16 protein-coding genes are annotated in these 20,867 nt (G+C 69.5%); 15 read left to right on the forward strand and 1 reads right to left on the reverse strand.

Annotation, left to right across the window (positions count from 1 at the left end; all coding sequences use genetic code 11):
• The first annotated feature begins 119 nt into the window (after positions 1–119).
• Positions 120–1,457, forward strand: a complete 1,338-nt coding sequence (locus MET2598_RS0130215) for an aspartate aminotransferase family protein (protein ID WP_018263406.1) — start codon at positions 120–122, stop codon at positions 1,455–1,457.
• A gap of 56 nt (positions 1,458–1,513) precedes the next feature.
• Here the strand turns inward: MET2598_RS0130215 and MET2598_RS0130220 are convergent, their stop codons facing one another.
• The gene (locus MET2598_RS0130220) at positions 1,514–2,119 is read right to left on the reverse strand and encodes a helix-turn-helix domain-containing protein (RefSeq protein WP_012333638.1); all 606 of its coding nucleotides are present in this window, start codon (positions 2,117–2,119) and stop codon (positions 1,514–1,516) included.
• Positions 2,120–2,481: 362 nt separating this feature from the next.
• On the opposite strand from MET2598_RS0130220, the gene MET2598_RS37640 reads away from it, so the two are divergent.
• The 14 genes from MET2598_RS37640 (at position 2,482) to MET2598_RS0130295 (ending at position 20,863) form a co-directional block, all read left to right on the forward strand.
• Positions 2,482–4,998, forward strand: coding sequence for a GcvT family protein (locus MET2598_RS37640; protein ID WP_036270594.1), 2,517 nt, complete (start codon positions 2,482–2,484; stop codon positions 4,996–4,998).
• The gene (locus MET2598_RS0130230) at positions 4,995–5,846 is read left to right on the forward strand and encodes an ABC transporter permease (RefSeq protein WP_012333636.1); all 852 of its coding nucleotides are present in this window, start codon (positions 4,995–4,997) and stop codon (positions 5,844–5,846) included. The genes MET2598_RS37640 and MET2598_RS0130230 overlap by 4 nt, the downstream gene beginning before the upstream one ends.
• Positions 5,843–6,628 carry an ABC transporter permease gene (locus MET2598_RS0130235; RefSeq protein ID WP_012333635.1) on the forward strand — a complete coding sequence of 262 codons (786 nt, stop codon included), beginning with the start codon at positions 5,843–5,845 and terminating at the stop codon, positions 6,626–6,628. Before MET2598_RS0130230 ends, MET2598_RS0130235 begins: the two co-directional genes overlap by 4 nt.
• Before the next feature lie 5 nt (positions 6,629–6,633).
• On the forward strand, positions 6,634–7,713 hold the full coding sequence (locus MET2598_RS0130240) for an ABC transporter ATP-binding protein (RefSeq protein ID WP_012333634.1): 1,080 nt from the start codon (positions 6,634–6,636) through the stop codon (positions 7,711–7,713).
• A 15-nt stretch (positions 7,714–7,728) separates the two neighbouring features.
• Positions 7,729–8,775 (forward strand): ABC transporter substrate-binding protein, encoded by a 1,047-nt coding sequence (locus tag MET2598_RS0130245; protein ID WP_012333633.1) that lies wholly within the window; start codon positions 7,729–7,731, stop codon positions 8,773–8,775.
• A gap of 56 nt (positions 8,776–8,831) precedes the next feature.
• Positions 8,832–10,787, forward strand: a complete 1,956-nt coding sequence (locus MET2598_RS0130250; protein ID WP_018263410.1) for an oxidoreductase — start codon at positions 8,832–8,834, stop codon at positions 10,785–10,787.
• A gap of 239 nt (positions 10,788–11,026) precedes the next feature.
• On the forward strand, positions 11,027–11,947 hold the full coding sequence (locus tag MET2598_RS0130260) for a LysR family transcriptional regulator (protein WP_012333631.1): 921 nt from the start codon (positions 11,027–11,029) through the stop codon (positions 11,945–11,947).
• A gap of 120 nt (positions 11,948–12,067) precedes the next feature.
• Positions 12,068–13,561, forward strand: coding sequence for an aldehyde dehydrogenase (locus MET2598_RS0130265; RefSeq protein WP_012333630.1), 1,494 nt, complete (start codon positions 12,068–12,070; stop codon positions 13,559–13,561).
• Between the two features lie 116 nt (positions 13,562–13,677).
• Positions 13,678–14,754: an ABC transporter substrate-binding protein gene (locus tag MET2598_RS0130270; RefSeq protein WP_018263413.1), complete on the forward strand. Its 1,077-nt coding sequence runs from the start codon at positions 13,678–13,680 to the stop codon at positions 14,752–14,754.
• A gap of 89 nt (positions 14,755–14,843) precedes the next feature.
• The gene (locus MET2598_RS0130275) at positions 14,844–15,677 is read left to right on the forward strand and encodes an ABC transporter permease (RefSeq protein WP_012333628.1); all 834 of its coding nucleotides are present in this window, start codon (positions 14,844–14,846) and stop codon (positions 15,675–15,677) included.
• A gap of 10 nt (positions 15,678–15,687) precedes the next feature.
• Positions 15,688–16,500: an ABC transporter permease gene (locus MET2598_RS0130280; RefSeq protein WP_012333627.1), complete on the forward strand. Its 813-nt coding sequence runs from the start codon at positions 15,688–15,690 to the stop codon at positions 16,498–16,500.
• Entirely contained in the window at positions 16,497–18,149 is a 1,653-nt protein-coding gene (locus MET2598_RS0130285; RefSeq protein ID WP_018263415.1) for an AMP-binding protein, read from the forward strand. Before MET2598_RS0130280 ends, MET2598_RS0130285 begins: the two co-directional genes overlap by 4 nt.
• Before the next feature lie 12 nt (positions 18,150–18,161).
• Positions 18,162–19,754, forward strand: coding sequence for a phytoene desaturase family protein (locus MET2598_RS0130290; protein ID WP_012333625.1), 1,593 nt, complete (start codon positions 18,162–18,164; stop codon positions 19,752–19,754).
• A gap of 35 nt (positions 19,755–19,789) precedes the next feature.
• Positions 19,790–20,863 (forward strand): ABC transporter ATP-binding protein, encoded by a 1,074-nt coding sequence (locus tag MET2598_RS0130295; protein WP_018263416.1) that lies wholly within the window; start codon positions 19,790–19,792, stop codon positions 20,861–20,863.
• Positions 20,864–20,867: the final 4 nt, after the last annotated feature.

The raw sequence follows: 20,867 nt of genomic DNA on the forward strand, positions 1-20,867 counted from the left end.
ATCCCCCAACATTGATGCGCCGCATGTGCTCTGTCAAAGGGTTAAACGCGGGCAGAAAAGGACTTGTTGGCCTCGCCAGAACGGTGTGTCTGCCCCTGTCCCATTGTGGAGAGCGTGCCATGACCACCCCGCTGCGGGCCAACCGCCCGCGCCTCGACGCCTACTGGATGCCCTTCACGGCCAACCGCCAATTCAAGGCGGCGCCCCGGCTGCTCGTCGCGGCCGAGGGCATGCACTACACCGCCGACGACGGCCGAACGGTCCTCGACGGCACCGCCGGCCTGTGGTGCGTCAATGCCGGCCACGGCCGACGGCGCATCGTCGAGGCGGTGGCGCATCAGCTCTCCACCCTCGACTACGCGCCCTCGTTCCAGATGGGCCATCCGATCGCCTTCGACTTCGCCGAGCGCTTGGCCGCGATCGCTCCCGGGCCGGACGGGAGCCGCCTGGATCGGGTCTTCTTCACCGGCTCCGGCTCCGAATCCGTCGACACGGCGCTGAAGATCGCGCTGGCCTACCAGCGTGCCGTCGGCCAGGGCACGCGCACGCGGCTGATCGGACGCGAGCGCGGCTATCACGGCGTTGGCTTCGGCGGCATCTCGGTCGGGGGGCTCGTCAACAACCGCCGGATGTTCCCGCTCCTGCCGGGCGCCGACCATCTGCGCCACACGCACGACCTCGCCCGCAACGCCTTCGTCAAGGGCCAGCCCGAGCACGGCGCCGAACTCGCCGACGACCTCGAGCGCATGGTGGCGCTGCACGGGGCCGAGACGATCGCGGCCGTGATCGTCGAGCCGGTGGCAGGCTCCACCGGCGTCCTGGTGCCTCCGAAGGGCTACCTCGAGCGCCTGCGCGACATCGCGACCCGCCACGGCGTCCTGCTGATCTTCGACGAGGTGATCACGGGCTTCGGGCGGCTCGGCGCCCCCTTCGCGACGGACTTCTTCGGCGTCACCCCCGACCTCGTGACCGCCGCCAAGGGCCTGACCAACGGCACGGTCCCGATGGGCGCGGTCTTCGCCAGCCGGGCCGTGCACGATGCCCTGATGCGCGGCCCCCAGGACGCGATCGAGCTGTTTCACGGCTACACCTATTCGGGCCACCCGGCCGGCTGCGCGGCGGGCCTGGCCACCCTCGACGTCTACGAGGAGGAGGGCCTGCTGACCCGGGTGGCGGAACTGCAGGAATTCTGGCACGAGGCCATGCACGGCCTGCGTGCCGCGCGCAACGTCATCGACGTCCGCACGATCGGGCTGATCGCCGGCATCGAACTCGCGCCCCGGGCGGGCGCGCCCGGAGCCCGCGCCTACGACGCCTTCGTCGACTGTTTCGAGAAGGGCCTGCTGATCCGGGTCACCGGGGACATCATTGCCCTCTCGCCGCCGCTCATCGCCGAGCGCCGGCACGTCGATGACATGGTGTCGATGCTGGCGGACGCGCTCGGGCGCGCGGCCTGAGACCCCACGCGGCCGCGCCGGGCGCTTGCCCAGCGGGCCGCGCTCGGCCGCACGGATCAATAGTGCGGTGGCGTGATGATCCAGACCACCTTGGTCTCGATCTCGCCGGGGTTGGCGCAGCGATGCCGCTCCCTACTGCTGAAGGAGAAGCTGTCGCCGACCTCGAGGCGGAACGTCCTGTCCCCGATCCACAGGTCGAGCGTGCCGGCGAGCACCAGCCCGGCCTCCATGCCGTCGTGGCTGTAGAAATCGCTGTCGGAGCCGGGAGCGATCGTGCTGAGCAGCACTTCCAGCGGACCGTTCAGGTTCGGCGAGAGCAGTTCCTCCGCGATGCCCGTGCCCGTGAACGACATCCTGCGGCGGCGGCCGGCCCGCACGATGAAATCCTGCTCCTCGGGCGGGCCGAGGGTCTGCGGCTGAAAGAACCAGCTCAGCTGGACCCCCAGGATCGTCGCAATGCGCTTGAGGACGCCGATCGGCAGTTTCGAGCGGTTGCGCTCGATCTGGCTGAGATACCCGATCGACACACCGATCTCGCCGGCGATCTGCTGCAGGGTCAGGCCCTTGATCTTCCGCAGGGCGCGGATCTGCTCGCCGAGCAGGAGCTCCTGCTCGTTGCCGGCAGCCGCGGGAGAGGCGGCGTCCACCTCGTCGCGCGGCATGTCGGCCGGCTCGGGTCTCGGGCGGGAGGAACGGGCTGAAGGCATGGGGACGGTCGTTCGAACCTCTCGGGGCTTCTAAGCGAAGTTCGGGGGCGGACCAACGCGGTCCGCCGGTCGCCCGAGCCGCATGCAGGGGCCGGCGGCTCATTCTGCTTCAGGCGGAGACCGCGTGCCTCATGAAATCCGCTTCACATATGAAAAAAAGTATGTTCATTTTTTCACGGATGGCGGATTCGCGTTCCACGGCCGTCGTTCCAACCGGTTGCGCGGCAGGCCGCGTCGGCCGTGCGATCGACCTCGAACACGACGAGCCGGCCGCCGAAGCGAGGCCGGCCCTGCGCAGACTGACGAAAGGCAAGCGAGTGGCTTCTCTTCCCGAACGCGCGCAGGTGGTGATCGTCGGCGGCGGCATCGTCGGATGCAGCGTCGCCTACCATCTGACCCTGCGGGGCTGCACCGACGTCGTGCTGCTCGAACGCAAGCAGCTCACCTCCGGCACCACGTGGCACGCGGCCGGCCTCGTCGGACAGCTTCGGGCCACCCACAACCTCACCCGGCTGGCGCAGTACACGACCGAACTCTACGCCACGCTCGAAGCCCAGACCGGACAGGCCACCGGCTTTCTCCAGATCGGCTCGCTCGGCCTCGCCACGAACGCCGAGCGCATGGAGGAGCTCCGGCGCGGCGCCGCCATGGCCCGCTGCTTCGGGCTGGAGGTCAACGTGCTCACTTCCGACGAGGCGCGGGCGCTCTGGCCGCTCATGGCGGCCGACGACCTCGTCGGCGCCGTCCACCTGCCGCGGGACGGGCAGACGAACCCGATCGACACCACGCAGGCCCTTGCAAAGGGCGCCCGGATGCGCGGCGCGCGGATCTTCGAGAACCTGGCCGTGGACGAGATCGTGGTGGAGGGCGGCCGCGCGGTGGGCGTGCGGACGGCTTTGGGCGACATCCGCGCCGAGGCCGTCGTGAACTGCGCGGGCATGTGGGCGCACGACCTCGGGGCCCGCGCCGGCGCGACGGTGCCGCTGCACGCCGCCGAGCACTTCTACGTCGTGACCGAGCCCATGCCCGGCCTGCCGCCCCACCTGCCGGTCCTGCGCGATGCCGACAACTGCACCTACATCAAAGAGGACGCCGGCAAGCTCCTCGTCGGATGGTTCGAGCCGGTCGCCAAGCCCTGGGGCATGGACGGGATCCCGGAGAGCTTCGCGTTCGATTCGCTTCCCGACGACCTGGAGCACATCGAGCCCCTGCTCGAGGCGGCGGTCCGGCGCGTCCCGGCCCTCGGCGAGGCCGGCATCCAGCTGTTCTTCAACGGCCCGGAGAGCTTCACGCCGGACGACCGCTACCTCCTCGGCGAGACGGCCGAGGTCCGGGGCCTCTTCGTGGCGGCCGGCTTCAATTCGATCGGCATCCAGTCGGCGGGGGGAGCCGGCAAGGTCCTGTCGGATTGGATCATCGACGGCCACCCGCCGATGGACCTGTGGGACGTGGACATCCGGCGCACCCTGCCGTTCCAGCGCAACCGCCGCTACCTGCGGGACCGGACCGTCGAGTCGCTCGGCCTCCTCTACGACATGCACTGGCCCTTCCGGCAGCCGACGACGGCGCGCGGCGTGCGCCGCTCGACCCTCCACGACCGCCTCGCGGAAAGGGGGGCCTGCTTCGGCGAGGCGGCGGGATGGGAGCGTCCCAACTGGTTCGCGCCGGAGGGCGAGGCGGCGCAGTACCGCTACACCTTCGGGCGCCAGAACTGGTTCCCGCACTCCGCCGCGGAGCATCGCGCGACGCGCGAGGCGGTCGGCCTCTTCGACCTGTCCTCCTTCGCCAAATTCGTGCTCGACGGCGCCGATGCCGAGGCGGCGCTCAACCGGATCTGCGCCAATGACATCGCGATCCCGGTCGGCCAAGTCGTCTACACCCCGTGGCTGAACGAGCGCGGCGGCATCGAGGCGGACGTCACGGTGACCCGGGAGAGCGAGACCCGCTTCCTGATCGTGACGGCGGCGGCGACGCAGGCGCGGGATTTCGCGTGGCTGACGCGGAACATACCGGCGGAGGCGCGGGCCACGGCCCTCGACGTCACCTCCGCGCAGGCCGTTCTTGGGATCATGGGCCCGCGCTCGCGCGAGCTCCTCTCACTGCTGACGGATGCCGATCTCTCCAACGCGGCCTTTCCGTTCGGGACGTCGCGGGTCGTTGACCTCGCCTATGCACGCGTCCGGGCGAGCCGGATTACCTATGTCGGGGAACTGGGCTGGGAGCTCTTCATCCCGACCGAGTTCGCCCAGGGCGTGTTCGACGCCCTCATGGCAGCCGGCCGGGATCTCGGCCTGCGCCTCGCCGGTTACCACGCCCTCAACTCCCTGCGGATGGAGAAGGGGTATCGCCACTGGGGGCACGACATCACCGACGAGGACACCCCCCTCGAGAGCGGCCTCTCCTTCGCGGTGGCGTGGGACAAGAACGGCGGCTTCATCGGCCGCGAGGCACTCCTGCGCCGGCGCGATCACGTCCCCTCTCGCCGCCTCGTCGGCATCGCCCTCGAGAGCCCGGACCACCTGCTCTACCACAACGAGCCGATTCTCCGGGACGGCCGGATCATCGGCCGTGTCACCTCGGGCATGTTCGGGCATACGGTGGGCAGGGCGCTCGGCCTCGGCTACGTCGCGACCAACGGCCAAGCCCTCACGGCCCATCGCATCGAAGTCGACGTGGCGGGTGAGCGCGTACCGGCCCGCCTGAGCCTAGAGCCATTCTACGATCCCGAGGACCGGCGGATCCAGGATCTGCCAGCCGAGACGGAACTCGGCCGGGGACCTGCCATCACGCCATCGATGCCGCTGCCTCGGCAACTGCGATCCGAAACGCCATGAGGTCCGCTCCGCATTCCCTGCGCGCACGCTTGGTGACGGCGGCCCTGCTGCTGCCGTTCGTGCTCTTCGTCGCCCTGGCCTTCGCGCTGCCGATGCTGAGGCTGATCGAACTCTCGCTCTCCTCGCCGGAAGGCGCCTTCGCGTCCTACATCGAGATCGCGAGCAGCTCCGTCTACCGGGCGGTGTTCGCCAACACGGTGGTGCTGGCGCTGTCGGTGGCGGCCCTGACGACGCTCCTCGCCTATCCGACCGCCTACATGGTCTCGGAACTGAGGGGCTGGAAGCGGAGCCTCGCCCTCTGGTGCGTGCTGTTCCCGCTCTGGATCAGCGTCCTCGTCCGGACCTTCTCGTGGATCCTGCTCCTAGAGCGGAACGGACCGGTCAACCGGCTCCTGCTCGCCTCCGGCCTCGTCGACACGCCGGTGAGCCTGCTGTTCAACTCGGCCGGCGTGCATATCGGCATGGTCCAGGTGCTCCTGCCCTATGCGCTGCTGCCGATCCTGACGTCGATGCGGACCTTCGACGGGCGGCTCCTGCTCGCCAGCGACGCGCTCGGCGCCCGCCCGATCACGACCTTCTGGCGCGTCTACCTGCCCCTGACGCTTCCGGGCGTGATGGCGGGCTTCACGCTCGTCTTCCTGCTCGGCCTCGGCTTCTACATCACGCCCGCGATCCTCGGGGGGCCGGGCAACATGACCATCGCGATGCTGATCGACCAGTTCGTCACCGAGCGGCTGGTCTGGCCGCTCGCGGCGGCGGCCTCGGTCTGGCTCCTGGCGGTGATCGTGCTGCTGATGGCCGTGGCGAGCCGGTTCGTCGGCCTCGTCAACGTGGTGGCCGCCCGATGAGCGCGGCCCGCATCCTGGTCTACGCCGTCGGCTCGGCGACCCTGGCCTTCCTCGTCTCGCCGCTCGCCGCGGTCGTGCCGGCTTCGTTCAGCCGCGCGTCGTTCATCCAGATCCCGCCCGCGATCTGGTCGACCCGCTGGTACGAGGCGTTCTGGTCCGATCCGGAATGGTTCAGCTCGTTCGAGACCAGCATCCGGGTCGCCGTGCTCGCGAGCGCGCTCTCCCTGGGGATCGGGACGCTCGCGGCGCTCGGCCTGCAGCAGGTCTCGCCCAGGCCGCGCGCCGCCATCATGGCGGTCGTGCTCTCGCCGCTGATCGTGCCGGTCATCATGATCAGCATCGCGCTGTACGCCGTGGCGCGCCCGCTCGGGCTGCACGGCACGGTCCTCGGGCTCGCGCTGGGCCACACGCTGCTCGCCCTGCCCTTCGTGGTCATCAATGTCGGCCTGGCACTCTCTGCCCTCGATCCGAACTACGCCCGGGCGGCCGAATGCCTCGGTGCCGCGCCCTGGCGCGTGTTCCGAACCGTCACGCTGCCGCTGATCGCCCCGGGCCTCGCCGGTGCCGCCGCTTTCGCCTTTATCACCTCCTTCGACGAGGTCGTGCTGTCGATCTTCCTCTCCGGGATCGAAGCCAAGACCCTGCCGGTGAAGATGTGGGAGGTCATCCGGGTCGAGTTCACGCCGGTCTCGGCCGTCGCCGCGACGATCCTCATCGCCATCACGGTGGTGCTGTTCGCCGCCGTCCAGGCGATCCGCGGCCGCAGCGAGACGGAAGGGTGAACGCCATGCACACCAAGGCGGGACGCCCGGTCGCGTTCGCGGGCATCGCGAAGCGCTACGGCAGCTTCGAGGCGTTGTCCGCCATCGACATCGCCCTCGAACCCGGCGAGTTCCTGGCACTGCTCGGGCCGAGCGGATCGGGTAAGACGACACTTCTCAACATCGCGGCCGGCTTCGTCGCCCCGAGCGCCGGCCGGGTCGTTATCGCCGGCCAGGACGTGACGCCGCTGCCGCCGCGCAAGCGGAATATCGGCATGATGTTCCAGAGCTACGCCCTGTTCCCGCACCTGAGCGTGTTCGAGAACGTCGCCTACGGGCTGCGGGTCCGCAACCGGCCGCGGGCCGAGGTCGCGGAGCGCGTCGAGGCGGCGCTCGCCATGGTGCAGCTCGACGGACTGGGCCAGCGGCGGATCCGCGGGCTCTCGGGCGGCCAGCAGCAGCGCGTCGCCCTGGCTCGGGCGGTCGTGACCGAGCCGGACGTGCTGCTGATGGACGAGCCGCTCGGCGCGCTCGATCGGCAGTTGCGCAAGCACGTGCAGCTCGAGATCCGCCGCCTCCATCGCGCCCTCGGCTGCACCACGGTCTTCGTGACCCACGACCAGGAGGAGGCGCTGATGATGGCCGACCGCGTCGGTGTCATGCGGGCCGGCCGCCTCGAACAGGTCGGCAGCCCACGGGACCTCTACGCCCGCCCGGCCAATGCCTTCGTGGCGGCCTTCCTCGGCGAATCGAACCTGCTGCGCGGGCGGGTGACGCGGTGCGAGGGCGGCGCGGCCGCGATCGACCTGCCGGCCCTGCGCACTACGCTGCGCGGGCGCGCGGCCCGGCCGTTCCGGGTCGGCGAGGAGGCGGCGGCGCTGCTGCGGCCCGAGACCCTGTCTTTCGCACCCCACGGCGGTTTCAGGGGCCGGGTCGAGGAGACGATCTTCCTCGGCGAGATCTTCGCCGCCCGGGTGGAACTGGCACCCGGGCAGTCCGTCTGGGTGCGCACCTTCTCCTCGGGCGATCAGCCCGCGGAAGGGGCGCAGACGACACTCGCGTGCGATCCGGCCGCGATCCTGATCCTTCCCGCTGACCCCACCTGACACGAGAGGCCGACCATGCTCAACAGACGCATCCTCCTCCAGGGGCTGACCGGTGCCGCCTTCGCCGGAGGCGTGGCGCCGGCCGCCGCACAGGGGCGGCCCTTCACCTTCTGCTCCTTCGGCGGCGCCATCGGCACCGTGTTCAAGACCGCCTTCATGGATCCGGCCGCACGGAAGTTCGGCATCCGCATCGCCAACACCTCTCCCACCAATTACGCCAAGCTCAAGGCGATGGTCGAGGCCAAGGCCGTCGAGTGGGATCTGGTCGATACCGGCGGCCAATTCATCTTCCAGGGCCGCGACCAGGGCCTGCTGGAGAAACTCGACTACTCGATCATCGACGCGTCCCGGCTCGATCGCGCCTGGGTCACCGACTATGGCATCTACGTCCTGGTCGGGGCGACCGTGATGGCCTACAACACGAAGCAGATGCCGGCCGGCGCCACTCCGAACACCTGGAAGGATTTCTGGGATGTGAAGAGCTTCCCGGGTCCTCGGACGCTCTACACACGATTCTATTACAATTACGAGGCGGCCCTGCTGGCCGCGGGGGTGCCGCGCGGCGAGGTCTACCCGGCGACCGAGGACAAGATCAAGCTCGCCTTAGAGAAGCTGCGCGAGATCAAGCCGCACGTGAAGGTCTGGTGGACGACGGGCGCGCAGCCGGCCCAGCTCGTCTCGACCGGCGAGGTGGCAATGGCGCTGGTCTGGAGCGGACGGGTGCTCGACGTCATCAAGGAGGGCGCGCCGGTCGCCTTCACGTACGAGGACTCGATCGCCTGGGGCGAGGCGTTCGTGGTGCCCAAGGGCGCCCCGAACGCCGAGACGGCGATGAGGGTCATCAACTACGCGATCTCCGAGGAGGCCCAGGAGGCCCTCCTGCCGCTCGGCGTCTACGGGCCCGTGCTGAAGAGCGCGGCCGCCAAGGCGACCCCGGACCAAGCCAAGGCCTACGTCAGCTATCCGGCCAACCTCGCGCAGGCCTGCATCTTCAACGACGAGGAAGTGGCGCGCTACGCGACCCGGTACGAACAGGAGTGGCAGAAGTTCCTGCTGTCCTGAGGCGCCTCGACATCGACGGACTCTGCAAAGGCCAGGATACGGAGGAGCGAGAGAACATGTCACGCCGGCTCGAACACCTGTTCTCACCGCTGCGGATCCGCGACGTCGAGATCCGCAACCGGATCCTCTCGACGGGGCATCAGACCTTCCTCGCCCGGGATGGCGTGCCCGGCGAGGACTTGGTCGCCTACCACGAGGCCCGGGCGCGGGGGGGCGCCGGCCTCATCATCGTCGAGTCGGCCCGCTTTCACGCCTCGGCCCTGAGCGACGCGCCCGAACTGAACGTCAGCGACGACCGCTGCATCCCGGGCTACCGGGCGCTCGCCGAGGCGGTCCACCGTCACGGCGGCAGGGTGTTCGGGCAGCTCTCCCACGCCGGGCGCCTGACGCGGCGGATCCGGGGCGGCGTGCGCGAGGTCGCGTTCGCGCCCTCCGCGGTGCCCGACAACCGCTTCCAGACCATGCCACGGGAGATGCCGACGGCGATGGTCGAGGAGGTGGTCGAGGCCTGCGGGGCGGCGGCGGGCCGCTTCGCCGAGGCCGGCCTGGACGGGGTCGAGATCGTGGCCAGCCACGGGCTGCTCTTCGCCCAGTTCCTGAACCCGCGGACCAACCTGCGCACCGACCGATACGGCGGGACGCCCGAGAACCGGCTCCGCTTCCTGGCCGAGTGCCTCTCGGCCGTCCGCAAGGCGGTGGGCGGCCGCGTTGTCGGCATGCGGATCTCGGTCGAGGAGGTGGAGCTCGACGGCCTCGACGCGGCCGAGGTGCTGGCCGCCTGCAAGGCGCTGGCGGCGCTGGGGATCCTCGACTACGTCAACACCACGACGGGATCGATGGCGGGGCCCGGCGGCTCGGTCCACGTCGTGCCGCCGATGGGGATCGCACCGGCCTATGTGGCGCCGCAGGCCGGGACCCTGCGCGCGCAGGTCGGCCTGCCGGTCTTCGTCGCCGGCCGGATCAACCAGCCGCAGGTCGCCGAGGAGGTCCTGCGGGCAGGCCTCGCCGACATGTGCGGCATGACCCGCGCGATGATCTCCGACCCGGACCTGGGCAACAAGGCCGCGGCGGGCCGCTTCGACGACATCCGGGCCTGCATCGCCTGCAATCAGGCCTGCATCGGCCATTTTCACGCCGGCTACTCCATCTCGTGTATCCAGAACCCGGTCACGGGCCGCGAGGCGCGGCTGCCCGCGATGCCCCGGTCGGGGCGCAAGCGCGTCCTCGTGGCGGGCGGCGGCCCCGGGGGCATGAAGGCCGCCGCCACCGCGGCCGCGCGCGGACACGACGTCGTCCTGTGCGAGGCGGGACGTCGGCTCGGCGGCCAGGCGCTGCTCGCGCAGCTGCTTCCCGACCGCGCCGAGTTCGGCGGCCTGATCACCAACTTGGAGCGCGAGATCGCGCAGGCCGGCATCGAGATCCGCCTCGACACCCGGGTCGACCGCGCCCTCGTGGAGGAGCTGCGGCCCGACGAGGTGGTGGTGGCCACCGGCGCCCTCCCGTACGAACCCGCGATCGAGGGCCGGGAGGACGCCCACGTCGTCGGCGCCTGGGCGGTGCTGAACGGCGGCGCCAATCTCGGGACCCGGGTCCTGGTCGCGGATTGGCGCGCCGACTGGGTCGGGATGGGCGTGGCCGAGAAGCTGGTGCGCGACGGGCATCAGGTGACGCTGGCGGTCAATGCGCCCCATGCCGGTTACAATCTGCAGATCTACCTGCGCAACTACTGGATCTCCAAGCTGCACAAGCTCGGTGTCCAGATCGTCACGGATGCGCGCATCTACGGCGCCGACGGAACGACCGCCTACCTGGTCCACAATGCGTCGAACGAGGCGATCGTCCGGGACGACGTCGACACGATCGTGCTGGCCACCGGCCACGCCTCCGCGACCGATCTGGAGCGGGAGCTCGACGGCCTGCCGGTGCCGGTTCATCTCATCGGGGATTGCCTCTCGCCCCGCAGCGCGGAGGAAGCCATCCTGGAAGGGTTCGTGGTCGCGCGTGGCCTCTGATCGGCCGCCGGTGCGACGGCTCGGGCATGCGCCGGACCACGACGGCGACGCCCTCCGCAGCGATCGTTCAGCATGACGGTGGCAAGGTGCTGCGTCGCTCCGGCGGCCGCCGGAAGGGAGAGTCCGATGCCCTCGAGCCCGCTCGACCTCCCGCGCGCCGGGCTCCTGCGACCCGCGGATAGCGGGATGCAGGGGCTCGACACGGGGGAGCGGGGCCGCGCGCACGCCGCCGTGTCCCCGTGATCAACATCCGCCACCTCCTCGTCGTGAACCTCGTGATGGAACTCGGCTCCGTGAGCGCGGCAGCCCGGCGGCTGCGCATCTCCCAGCCCTCCATCACCAAGACCGTCCGGATGGCGGAGCAGGAACTCGGCATCAGCCTCTTCCTGCGGGTCGGAGGGCGCCTCCAGCCGACGCCGGAAGCCCGGCTCCTCCTGCCCGAGGTCAGGCGCCTGTCCGGCTTCGTCGAGACCCTGAAGGAGCTCGCCGACCAGATCCGCGACGGGAGGACGGGCCGGATCCGGATCGTCTGCAACTCCACGGTCGCGAACTCGGTCGTGCCCGAGGCCGTGGCCCGCTTCCGGGCGCTGTGGCCCGGCGTCACCGTCGACGTCATGGCCTACGCCACGAAGGAGGTGGTCGAGCGCGTCGCCCGCAACGAGGCCGATCTCGGCATCGCCGACACGCCCGTGCGGGACCCCGAACTGCGGGTGGAGGAGCTCTGCGAAGCCCAGATGGTCTGCGTGATGCGCGCCGACCATCCCCTGGCCGGGCACGCCGAGGTGAGGGTGTCGGACCTGCTCGCCGAGCCCGTGATCGCCTTCTCCGAGGACACTGTGCTCGGCCGCGCCATCCGCGAGGCGCTGAACGAGCGCAACCCCCGCTACCAGGTCGCCAGCACGATCAACCAGTCCACCGTGGCCTGCGCGCTGGTCGGACAGGGGGTCGGGGTGGCGCTGATCGACCCGTTCCCGGTCGCGGCCGGCGCCTTCGGCGGCCTGATCACCCGGCCCTTCGTTCCCCACATCCTGGTCCGGCCGGCCGTCCTGCGCCGCTTCGACCGTCCGCCCTCCCAGCCCGCCCTGGCGTTCGAGCAGGAGCTTCGCGCGGTCATCGCCCTGTTCGCCGCCTCGGACCCGAACATCCGGGCGCGGGCCTGAGCCCTCGCCCGTCCGTTCCGGTAACCATAGCTTTTGCGCACGAACTCGCTGCGGATTTTGTATTGGGAGCTATAGGCGCGGCCCTATAGCGTCGGCTGACCAACGAAGTCGCGGGCTCTCATGACGGATCAAACCCTAGGCAGCTGGAGCGAGCGGGCACGGGCCCTCTCTATCCGCAACGACGCGTTCGTCGAGGGCCGCTTCGTACCTGCGGCATCGGGCCGGACGTTCGACTGCGTCTTCCCGGGCACCGGACGGCGGGTGAGCCAGGTGGCGGCCTGCGAAGCGGACGACGTCGATCGCGCGGTCCGCTCGGCCCGGCGCGCCTTCGAGGCGGGATCCTGGTCGCGGATGGCGCCGGCCGATCGCAAGCGCGTCATGCTGCGCTTCGCGGACCTCCTCCTGGCGAACCGCGACGAACTCGCGCTGCTGGAGACCCTGAACGTCGGCAAGCCCATCACGAGCGCGCTGTCCGGAGACATCCCGAGCGCGGCGAACTGCATCGCGTTCTACGGCGAGGCGATCGACAAGATCTACGGCGAGGTCGCCCCCGCGCCCGCCGACTTCACCACCCTGGTGACGCGCGAGCCCCTCGGGGTGGTCGCGGCCGTGGTGCCGTGGAACTACCCCCTGTCGATGACGGCCTGGAAGCTCGGCCCCGCCCTGGCCGCCGGGAACTCGGTCGTCGTGAAGCCGGCCGAGCAGTCGCCGTTCACGGCGCTGCGGATCGCCGAACTCGCGATGGAGGCCGGACTCCCGCCGGGGGTGCTCAACGTCGTGCCGGGCCTGGGCGAGACGGCCGGCCGAGCGCTCGGCCTCCACATGGACGTCGACTGCGTCACCTTCACCGGATCGACGGAGGTCGGGAAGCTCTTCCTGCAATATGCGGGACGATCGAACGCGAAGCGGGTGAGCCTCGAACTCGGCGGCAAGTCGCCCCAGATCGTCATGGCGGATTGCGCGGATCTCGACGCCGCCGCGCAGGCGGTCGCCGCCGGGATCTTCACCAATGCCGGGCAGGTCTGCAACGCGGGCTCGCGGCTGATCGTCCAGGAGAGCGTCCGCGAGGAACTGCTCGAGAAGGTGGTGGCCCGCGCCCGCGCGCTCAAGCCCGGCGATCCGCTCGATCCCGAGACCCGGCTGGGGCCGCTGGTCAGCGAGCCCCAGATGGAGCGCGTGCTCGGCTACATCCGGAAGGGCCAGGAGGCAGGCGCGGCGGTCGTCGCCGGCGGCGGGCGCACCCTGCTCGACACCGGCGGCTACTTCGTCGAGCCGACCGTGTTCGACCGCGTCGAGAACCGCATGGCGATCGCCCAGGAGGAGATCTTCGGGCCGGTCCTCTCCACGATCTCGGTGTCCGGCTTCGACGAGGCGATCGCCGTCGCGAACGACACGATCTACGGCCTCGCCGCTTCGATCTGGACGACCGACCTGACCAAGGCGCACCGGGCGGCCCGCGCGATCCGGTCCGGCGTCGTCTACGTGAACTGCTTCGACAAAGGGTCGATGTCCGTGCCCTTCGGCGGCTTCAAACAGTCCGGCTTCGGACGCGACAAGTCCTTGCACGCCATCGACAAGTACATGGACCTGAAGGCGGTCTGGTTCGCGACCTGAGCCTTCAGCCTCCTGCGACGGACCGGAGCCCGGCCCCTCGCAGGATGCTGCGGAACGAGGCGCACAGCAGCACCAGGCACTACGAACGAAGCCAGCTCTAGCGATGGAGAGCCGACATGTCGAAGCCGAGCGCACCCGGACTTGGTGTCGCGAGTGGAACGCGGCCGACGCGCCGCTCTCTCCTCGCCGGAGCCGCCGGATTCCTGGCGGCCCCGGCCGTCCTCACCGGCAGAGCGCGCGCGGACACGACCCTGACGGTGACCTGCTGGGGCGGCGACTACCGGGCGGGCATCGACAGGATCTTCGCGCAGCCCTTCACGAAGGAAACCGGGATCGCCGTCCGTCTCGTTGACAATGCCGACCTCGCTCGCATGAAGGCGCAGGTCCAGACCGGCCGCGTCGAATGGGACGTTTTCGACAGTGTCGGACCGCAGATCACGGCCGGCGCGAAGGAGGGCCTCTGGGAGGAGGTCGACGGCAAGATCGTGGACCGCTCGGACCTCACCGCTCCCGGCGGGCCGAGCTATGTCGGGACCTACCTGTTCGCGGGCGGGATCGCGTACGATCCCAAGCGGTTTCCCGAAGGCAAGTATCCCGTCACCTTCAAGGATTTCTGGAACGTCGACGGCTTTCCGGGCCGCCGCGGCCTGCGCACCAGGGTGAGCGAGAACCTCGAGATCGCGCTGCTCGCCGACGGCGTCGCCCCGAAGGACCTCTATCCGCTGGACGTCGAGAGAGCCTTTCGGTTGCTCGATCAGATCAAGCCTGCCGTGAAGAAGTGGATCGAGACCACGCCACAATCGCTGTCTCTCGTCACCACGAACGAAATCGACTTCTCCTACACCTACATGTCGCGCGTGCGGCCGGCGCAGCTGGCCGGGAGCTCCGTCTCCCTGTCGACGCAGCAGACGCTCAACTCCCTCGAATATCTGGCCGTCGCCAAAGGCTCCCGCAACCGGGAGGCCGCGTTCCGCTACATCGCGTTCTGCCTGAGGCCCAACCGCCAAGCGGCCTTCGGCGAAATGCTGTTCTTCAGCCCGAATTCGCGCAAGGGATTCGAGGCCTCCACCCCGGCCGCCCGCCAGTACATGCCCGACATGGCGAGCCCGAAGAACGCGATCCTCAACGACGATTGGTGGGCGGACCGCTACACGCCGCTTCAGAAGCGCTTCACGGAGTGGCTCCTGGTCTGACGGAATCCCCGGACTTAATGACGCGACGCCTGCGCGAGGGCCGCGGTCAGCGACCGAGCGGTCATGGTCGGATATCAACGGAGAGGGATGTGAGCCACGCCATCGACACGCGGGCCGCCGTGCTGCTGCTCGCGCCGCTCGTCCTCGTGATGCTGGCGTTCTTTCTGTTCCCGACGCTGACCATCGCCTGGACGAGCGTCGGGGGAGCCGCGCTCGACCCGACAGCCTACCGCGAGATGGCCACGAGCACCCTCATCCGGCGGGTGCTCTCGGCCACGTTCGAGATCAGCCTGGAGGCCACGGCGGCGAGCCTCGTCCTCGGCTACGCCATGGCGATATACTTGATGCGGCAACCGCCGCGCCGCCGCGCCCTCCTGATGATCCTGGTGATGCTGCCGTTCTGGACCAGCATCCTGGTGAAGAGCTTCGCCTTCACGATCGTCCTCGGCGATGCCGGGCTCGTCAATACGGCACTCCGCTGGATCTCGGGCGGGGCGGTCTCGGTCTCGATGCTGTTCAACCGCGTCGGCGTGCTGCTCGGGATGATGAACTTCCTGCTGCCGTTCATGGTCCTGCCGATCTTCGCGAACCTCCTCGCGCAGGATCCGGCCCTGCGCCGCGCGGCGGAGACAATGGGGGCGGGGCCGGTGCGCATCTTCTGGCGCATCACGCTCCCGCTCAGCCTGCCGGGCGTGCTGTCGGGCGTGATCATGTCGTTCGCCCTGTCCGTGGGGTCCTACATCACGCCGGCCCTGCTCGGCGGGCGCACCGACATGATGATGGCCAACCTCATCGACTTCTACACGCGCCAGACCCTCGACTGGCCAATGGCGTCCGCGGTCGCGATGGTGCTGCTCGCCATCACGGGCGCGATGGTGCTGCTCCTCACGCGCGTTCGCCGTGGCGACGCCGCGATCCTGTGAGCCGCGCGCCGTGAACCGCGCTCTCGTCGATCGACCGACCCGCGCATGGCGCCTCGCCGGGGGCTTGGCGGCCTGGGCCGGGTTCCTGTTCCTGCTCATGCCGACGCTGATTATCGTCCCGATCTCGCTCGGCGGGGCGCGCGAGCTCAGCTTCCCGCCGCGGGAGCTCTCGTTCGGCCTCTACCGGGAGTTCTTCACGGACCCGTCCTGGTGGGGCGCGACACTCCAGAGCCTGAAGATCGGCATTCTCACGATGGTGACGAGCCTCGTCCTGGCGGTGCCGGCCTCCTACGCGCTCGTGCGCGGGGCCTTTCGCGGGCGCCGGGCTCTCAACCTTTTCCTGGTCAGCCCGATCCTCGTGCCGGTCGTCGTTCTCGGGCTCGGCTTCTACCTCCAGTTCGCTGGGCTCGGCATCGGCGGCACCGACCTGAGCCTCGTTCTGGCTCACACGGTCCTGGTTTCACCATTCGTGATCGTGTCCGTCTCGGCCGGCCTGCGGCAGATCGATCCCGCGCTTGAGACCGCCGCGACGATCATGGGCGCGGGCCGCGCGCGGGTGTTCTTGAAGATCGTGCTGCCTCAGATCCGCGGCTCCCTCGCCGTCGGTGCCCTGTTCGCGTTCCTCCTGTCCTTCGACGAGGTCGTGGCTTCGTATTTCGTCAGCGGTCCAGCCACGATGACCCTTCCGGTGAAGATGTACAGCGCTCTGCGCTGGGAAATTTCACCCGTGATCGCGGCCGTCTCCGCGATCCTCACCGCGATCTCGCTGGCCTTCAGCCTCGCGATGCTTCGCCTGCAAACCGATACGACCGGACACTCATGACCAAGCGCGCCGACATCCTGAACCAGCCCGTGCCGTCGGTCACCGAGCGCCGGCGGACGATCGAGGCGGAGCCGCTTCCCGCGAACATTGCGGTCCTTCTGGAGGAGGCCGCGGACGCGGCGCGCGACCGCCTGGCCTGGAACTTCTTCGAGAGCGGAGAGCAGGCGACCTACGGCGAGGTGCGCGAGCGCGTCGACGCGCTCGCGCGCGGGCTCCTCGCGCGTGGCGTCCGCAAGGGCGTGCACGTCGGCGTGATGCTGCCGAACATCGCGGCCTTTCCGCTCTCCTGGCTTGCTATCGGCACGATCGGGGCCGTGATGGTGCCGATCAACGTCACCTATCGCGAGCGGGAACTCGCCTACGTGCTGAACGACAGCGAGGCCGAGTTCCTGATCCTGCACGAGACGGCTCGCGACGTGTACGAGCGCGCGCGGGCGGGCGGCAGCATCGCCCTGCCGGCCGAGCGGGTGCTCCTCGTCGATGGAGCCGCGGGCCCCTACACCGCCTTCCGCGATGCGTTCGAACCCGGCTCCGAGCCCTTCACGGCGCCCGAGCCGGTCGGCCACGCGGACCTGCTCAACATCCAGTACACGTCGGGAACAACCGGATTTCCCAAGGGCTGCCTCCTCACCCAGGAATACTGGATCATCGCCGGCAAGGTGAACGCGCGCCGCGACGGGCGTGCCTACGAGCGCATCCTCGCCTCGACCCCGTTCTTCTACATGGACCCGCAGTGGCTCCTTCTGATGACCCTCTATCAGCGGGGGACGCTGTTCGTCGCGGAGCGCCAGAGCGCGACCCGCTTCATGGGGTGGGTGCGCGAGCACGCGATCAACTTCTGCCTGCTGCCGCTGCTCGTCTTCAAGCAGCCGCCTCATCCCGACGACCGCCGGAACGCGGTCGTACGCGCCAACATGTACGGCGTACCGCGCGATCTGCATGCCGCGGTCGAGGAGCGGTTCGATCTCTTCGCCCGCGAGGCCTTCGGCATGACCGAGCTCGGTCCGACCATGTTCATGCCCATCGAGGCGGTCGACAAGGTGGGGTCCGGCTCGTGCGGCGTGCCCGGCCCGTTCCGGGAGTGCCGCGTCGTCGATGAGCAGGGCGACACCGTTCCGGCGGGCGCATTCGGCGAACTCGTCGTGCGCGGTCGGGGGATCTTCAAGGGTTACTACAACCGGCCGGAGGCAACGGCCGATGCCTTCTTCGGCGAGTGGTTCCGGACGGGCGACGTGTTCCAGCGCGACCGGGACGGCTACTTCTCCATTCTCGGCCGGACCAAGGACATGATCCGGCGATCGAGCGAGAATATCGCGGCCCGGGAAGTCGAAGCGGTGCTGCAGGGCGCCAGAGAGGTCGTGGAGGCCGCGGTCGTGCCGGTGCCGGACGAGGTCCGCGGCGAGGAGATCAAGGCCTACCTCGTCCTGGAACCGGGGTCGGCGGGCGACGAGGCCGCCCTGGCCTCCATCATCGCGCATTGCCGTGCCAACCTCGCGCCGTTCAAGGTCCCGCGCTTCTACGAGTTCCGGCCGGACCTGCCCAAGACGGCCTCGAACAAGATCGCCAAGCACCGGCTCACCGCGGAGCTGCCCGACCTCAGGCTCGGCAGCTACGACAGGGTCGCGGGTGCGTGGCTCGAGGCGTCGTAGAGGGGGCATCCGATGGCGGACAACTATGACGCGGTGATCGTCGGGGCCGGCCATAACGGCCTCGTCTGCGGGGCCTACCTCGCCCGGGCCGGCCTGAGCACGCTCGTCCTGGAGCGCCGCCCGATGATCGGCGGCGCCTGCGTGACGGAGGAGGTCTGGCCCGGCTACCGGGTTTCGACCGCGTCCTACGTCATGGCGCTGATGCAGCCGAAGGTGATCCTCGACCTCGAACTCGCCCGGTTCGGCTTCGAGGCGCTGAAGCCGCCGCCGATGTTCCAGCCCTTCCCGGACGGCCGCTCGCTCATCTTCTTCGACGAAGAGGCCCGCACCTGCGCCGAGATTGCGAAATTCTCGGCCAAGGATGCCGCCGCGTATCCCGAGTACCGCCAGCACCTGCAGGCGCTCGCGCCGTTCATGCGCCGCATCATCTGGGAGACGCCGGTCGACATCACCGCCATGGGTCCCAGGGACCTGATCAAGACGGCCAAGTTTCTTTGGCGTTACCACGACATTGGGGCCGACTTCTACAAGCTCTACGATCTCCTGACGTTGAGCGCCTACGAGTACCTCGGCCGCTGGTTCGAGAACGACGCGATCAAGGCGGCGCTGGGGTTCTACGCGGCGGGCGGCGGCGGCAGCGCCGGGCCCCGCACGCCGGGGACCGCCTACGTCCTCCTGCGGCCGCTCGTGCGTGACCACGAGACCGCGGCGGGCGGCTGGGGCTTCATCCGCGGCGGGATGGGCACGATCAGCGACGCCATTGCTGCGTCCGGGCGGCGTCACGGGCTCGAGATCCGGACCGACGCCGAGGTCGCCGCCATCACGGTCAGGGACGGCGCCGCCACGGGCGTGACCCTGGCGTCCGGTGAGGAGATCCGGGCCAAGCGCGTGATCGCGAATGCCAGCGCGAAGACGACCTTCCTGAAGCTCGTCGACGGCCGCGAACTCTCGAACGAGTTCAAGGGGACGATCCGTGCCTTCCGATCCAAAGGCTCGGTCTACAAAGTGCACCTTGCACTCGACGACCTGCCGCGCTTCACGGCCTTCGATCCGCAGGCGGCCGGCTTCGCTTACCCGGCCCAGGTGCGGATCGGCCCGAGCATCGACTACCTCGAACAGTCCTTCGACCCGGTCAAGTACGGGTCCTATGCGCGCCGCCCCTTCGTGGTCGCCATGACGCCGAGCGTGGTCGATCCGACGCTCGCCCCGCCGGGGCGCCACCTAATGAGCGTGATGGCGGGCCACGCCGCCTACGATCTGCGGGGCGGCTGGACGGAGGACGCGAGGCAGGACCTGATCACGGTCGTGACCGACACCCTGTCGGACTACGCGCCCGGCAACCGGGACAGGATCGTTCACACCCACGTCTACTCGCCCGCCGATCTCGAGCGGGTTTTCGACCTCCCGGGCGGGCACGTCCACCACGGAGAGATCAGCGCCGACCAGATCTTCTTCCGCCGCCCCGCCCCGGGCTACGCGGATTATCGGTCGCCGATCCGCGGTCTGCACCTGTGCGGTGCGTCCGCCCATCCGGGCGGGGGAGTCACCGGCGTGCCGGGCCACAACGCTGCCCGGGACATCCTCAAGGACCTCCGCCGGCATTGAGCCGCCCCCGCGACACCAGCCCAGGAAGCCGTCCCGTGTCGAAGATCAGCCTGGAGGCGCTCAGCAAGCGGTATGGCGAATTTCGCGCCCTCACAGATTTCAGCCTCGAGGTCGCGAGCGGCGAGTTCGTCAGCCTGCTCGGGCCGAGCGGCTCCGGCAAGACGACCCTTCTGAACCTCATCGCCGGTATGACGCGGCCGTCGAGCGGCCGGATCCTGATCGACGGCCTGGACGTGACGCACGTGCCGCCGAGCAAGCGCAAGCTCGGGATGGTGTTCCAGAACTACGCGCTCATGCCCCACATGACCGTGTTCGAGAACATCGCCTTCCCGCTCGAGGTCAGGGGCGTCCGCAGGGCGGAGATCCGGCGGCGGGTCGGCGAAGTGCTCGACCTCATCCGGATGCCGCACGTCGCCGAAAGACGGCCGAAGGAACTCTCGGGTGGGCAGCAGCAACGCATCTCGCTTGCCCGCTGCATCGTCTACAAGCCGGCCCTCATCCTCATGGACGAGCCGCTCGGCGCACTCGACAAGAAACTGCGGCAGGAGATGCAGATCGAGATCAGCCGGCTTCACCGCGAATCCGGCATCACCATGCTGTACGTGACGCACGATCAGGAGGAGGCACTCACGATGTCCGATCGGATCGTTCTCATGAAGGACGGGCGGGCGGCGCAGTGCGGCACGGCCGACGAGCTCTACTTCGAGCCGAACTCCCCCTACGTTGCCGACTTCATCGGCGAGTCCAACCTGATGCCGGGACGCATCGTGTCTCAGCAGGGATCGGATCTCACGCTGAGCCTGGGCGACGTGAGGATGACCGCACCGCGTCCGTCCTTTCCGGTCGAAGTCGGTGAAGAGATCACGCTCCTCGTCCGGCCCGAGTTGGCGGCCCTCGCCACCGCACCGTCGCCGACCCATCCGCTCGCGGGGGCCTTGGAGGCGTCTCTCGTCGTCGGAGCCAACGTCCGACACGTCGTGCGGCTCGCGACCGGGGCGCGGTTCCTCGTCCAGGAATTCAACCACCGCCACCGCGAGAAGCTGGAGATTGGCGTCGGCGTCTTCGTCGGATGGCGCGAGCAGGACGCGCGCGTCCTGCCCCCGGCGTGAGGAT

Source organism: Methylobacterium sp. WSM2598 (genome assembly GCF_000379105.1).
GTDB lineage: Bacteria > Pseudomonadota > Alphaproteobacteria > Rhizobiales > Beijerinckiaceae > Methylobacterium.

Excerpts from the sequence above, each read along its gene's own strand:
- MET2598_RS0130215 (WP_018263406.1), top strand. The coding sequence starts at position 120 with ATGACCACCCCGCTGCGGGCCAACCGCCCGCGCCTCGACGCCTACTGG.
- MET2598_RS0130220 (WP_012333638.1), bottom strand. The coding sequence starts at position 2,119 with ATGCCGCGCGACGAGGTGGACGCCGCCTCTCCCGCGGCTGCCGGCAAC.
- MET2598_RS0130230 (WP_012333636.1), top strand. The coding sequence starts at position 4,995 with ATGAGGTCCGCTCCGCATTCCCTGCGCGCACGCTTGGTGACGGCGGCC.
- MET2598_RS0130235 (WP_012333635.1), top strand. The coding sequence starts at position 5,843 with ATGAGCGCGGCCCGCATCCTGGTCTACGCCGTCGGCTCGGCGACCCTG.
- MET2598_RS0130240 (WP_012333634.1), top strand. The coding sequence starts at position 6,634 with ATGCACACCAAGGCGGGACGCCCGGTCGCGTTCGCGGGCATCGCGAAG.
- MET2598_RS0130245 (WP_012333633.1), top strand. The coding sequence starts at position 7,729 with ATGCTCAACAGACGCATCCTCCTCCAGGGGCTGACCGGTGCCGCCTTC.
- MET2598_RS0130250 (WP_018263410.1), top strand. The coding sequence starts at position 8,832 with ATGTCACGCCGGCTCGAACACCTGTTCTCACCGCTGCGGATCCGCGAC.
- MET2598_RS0130265 (WP_012333630.1), top strand. The coding sequence starts at position 12,068 with ATGACGGATCAAACCCTAGGCAGCTGGAGCGAGCGGGCACGGGCCCTC.
- MET2598_RS0130270 (WP_018263413.1), top strand. The coding sequence starts at position 13,678 with ATGTCGAAGCCGAGCGCACCCGGACTTGGTGTCGCGAGTGGAACGCGG.
- MET2598_RS0130285 (WP_018263415.1), top strand. The coding sequence starts at position 16,497 with ATGACCAAGCGCGCCGACATCCTGAACCAGCCCGTGCCGTCGGTCACC.
- MET2598_RS0130290 (WP_012333625.1), top strand. The coding sequence starts at position 18,162 with ATGGCGGACAACTATGACGCGGTGATCGTCGGGGCCGGCCATAACGGC.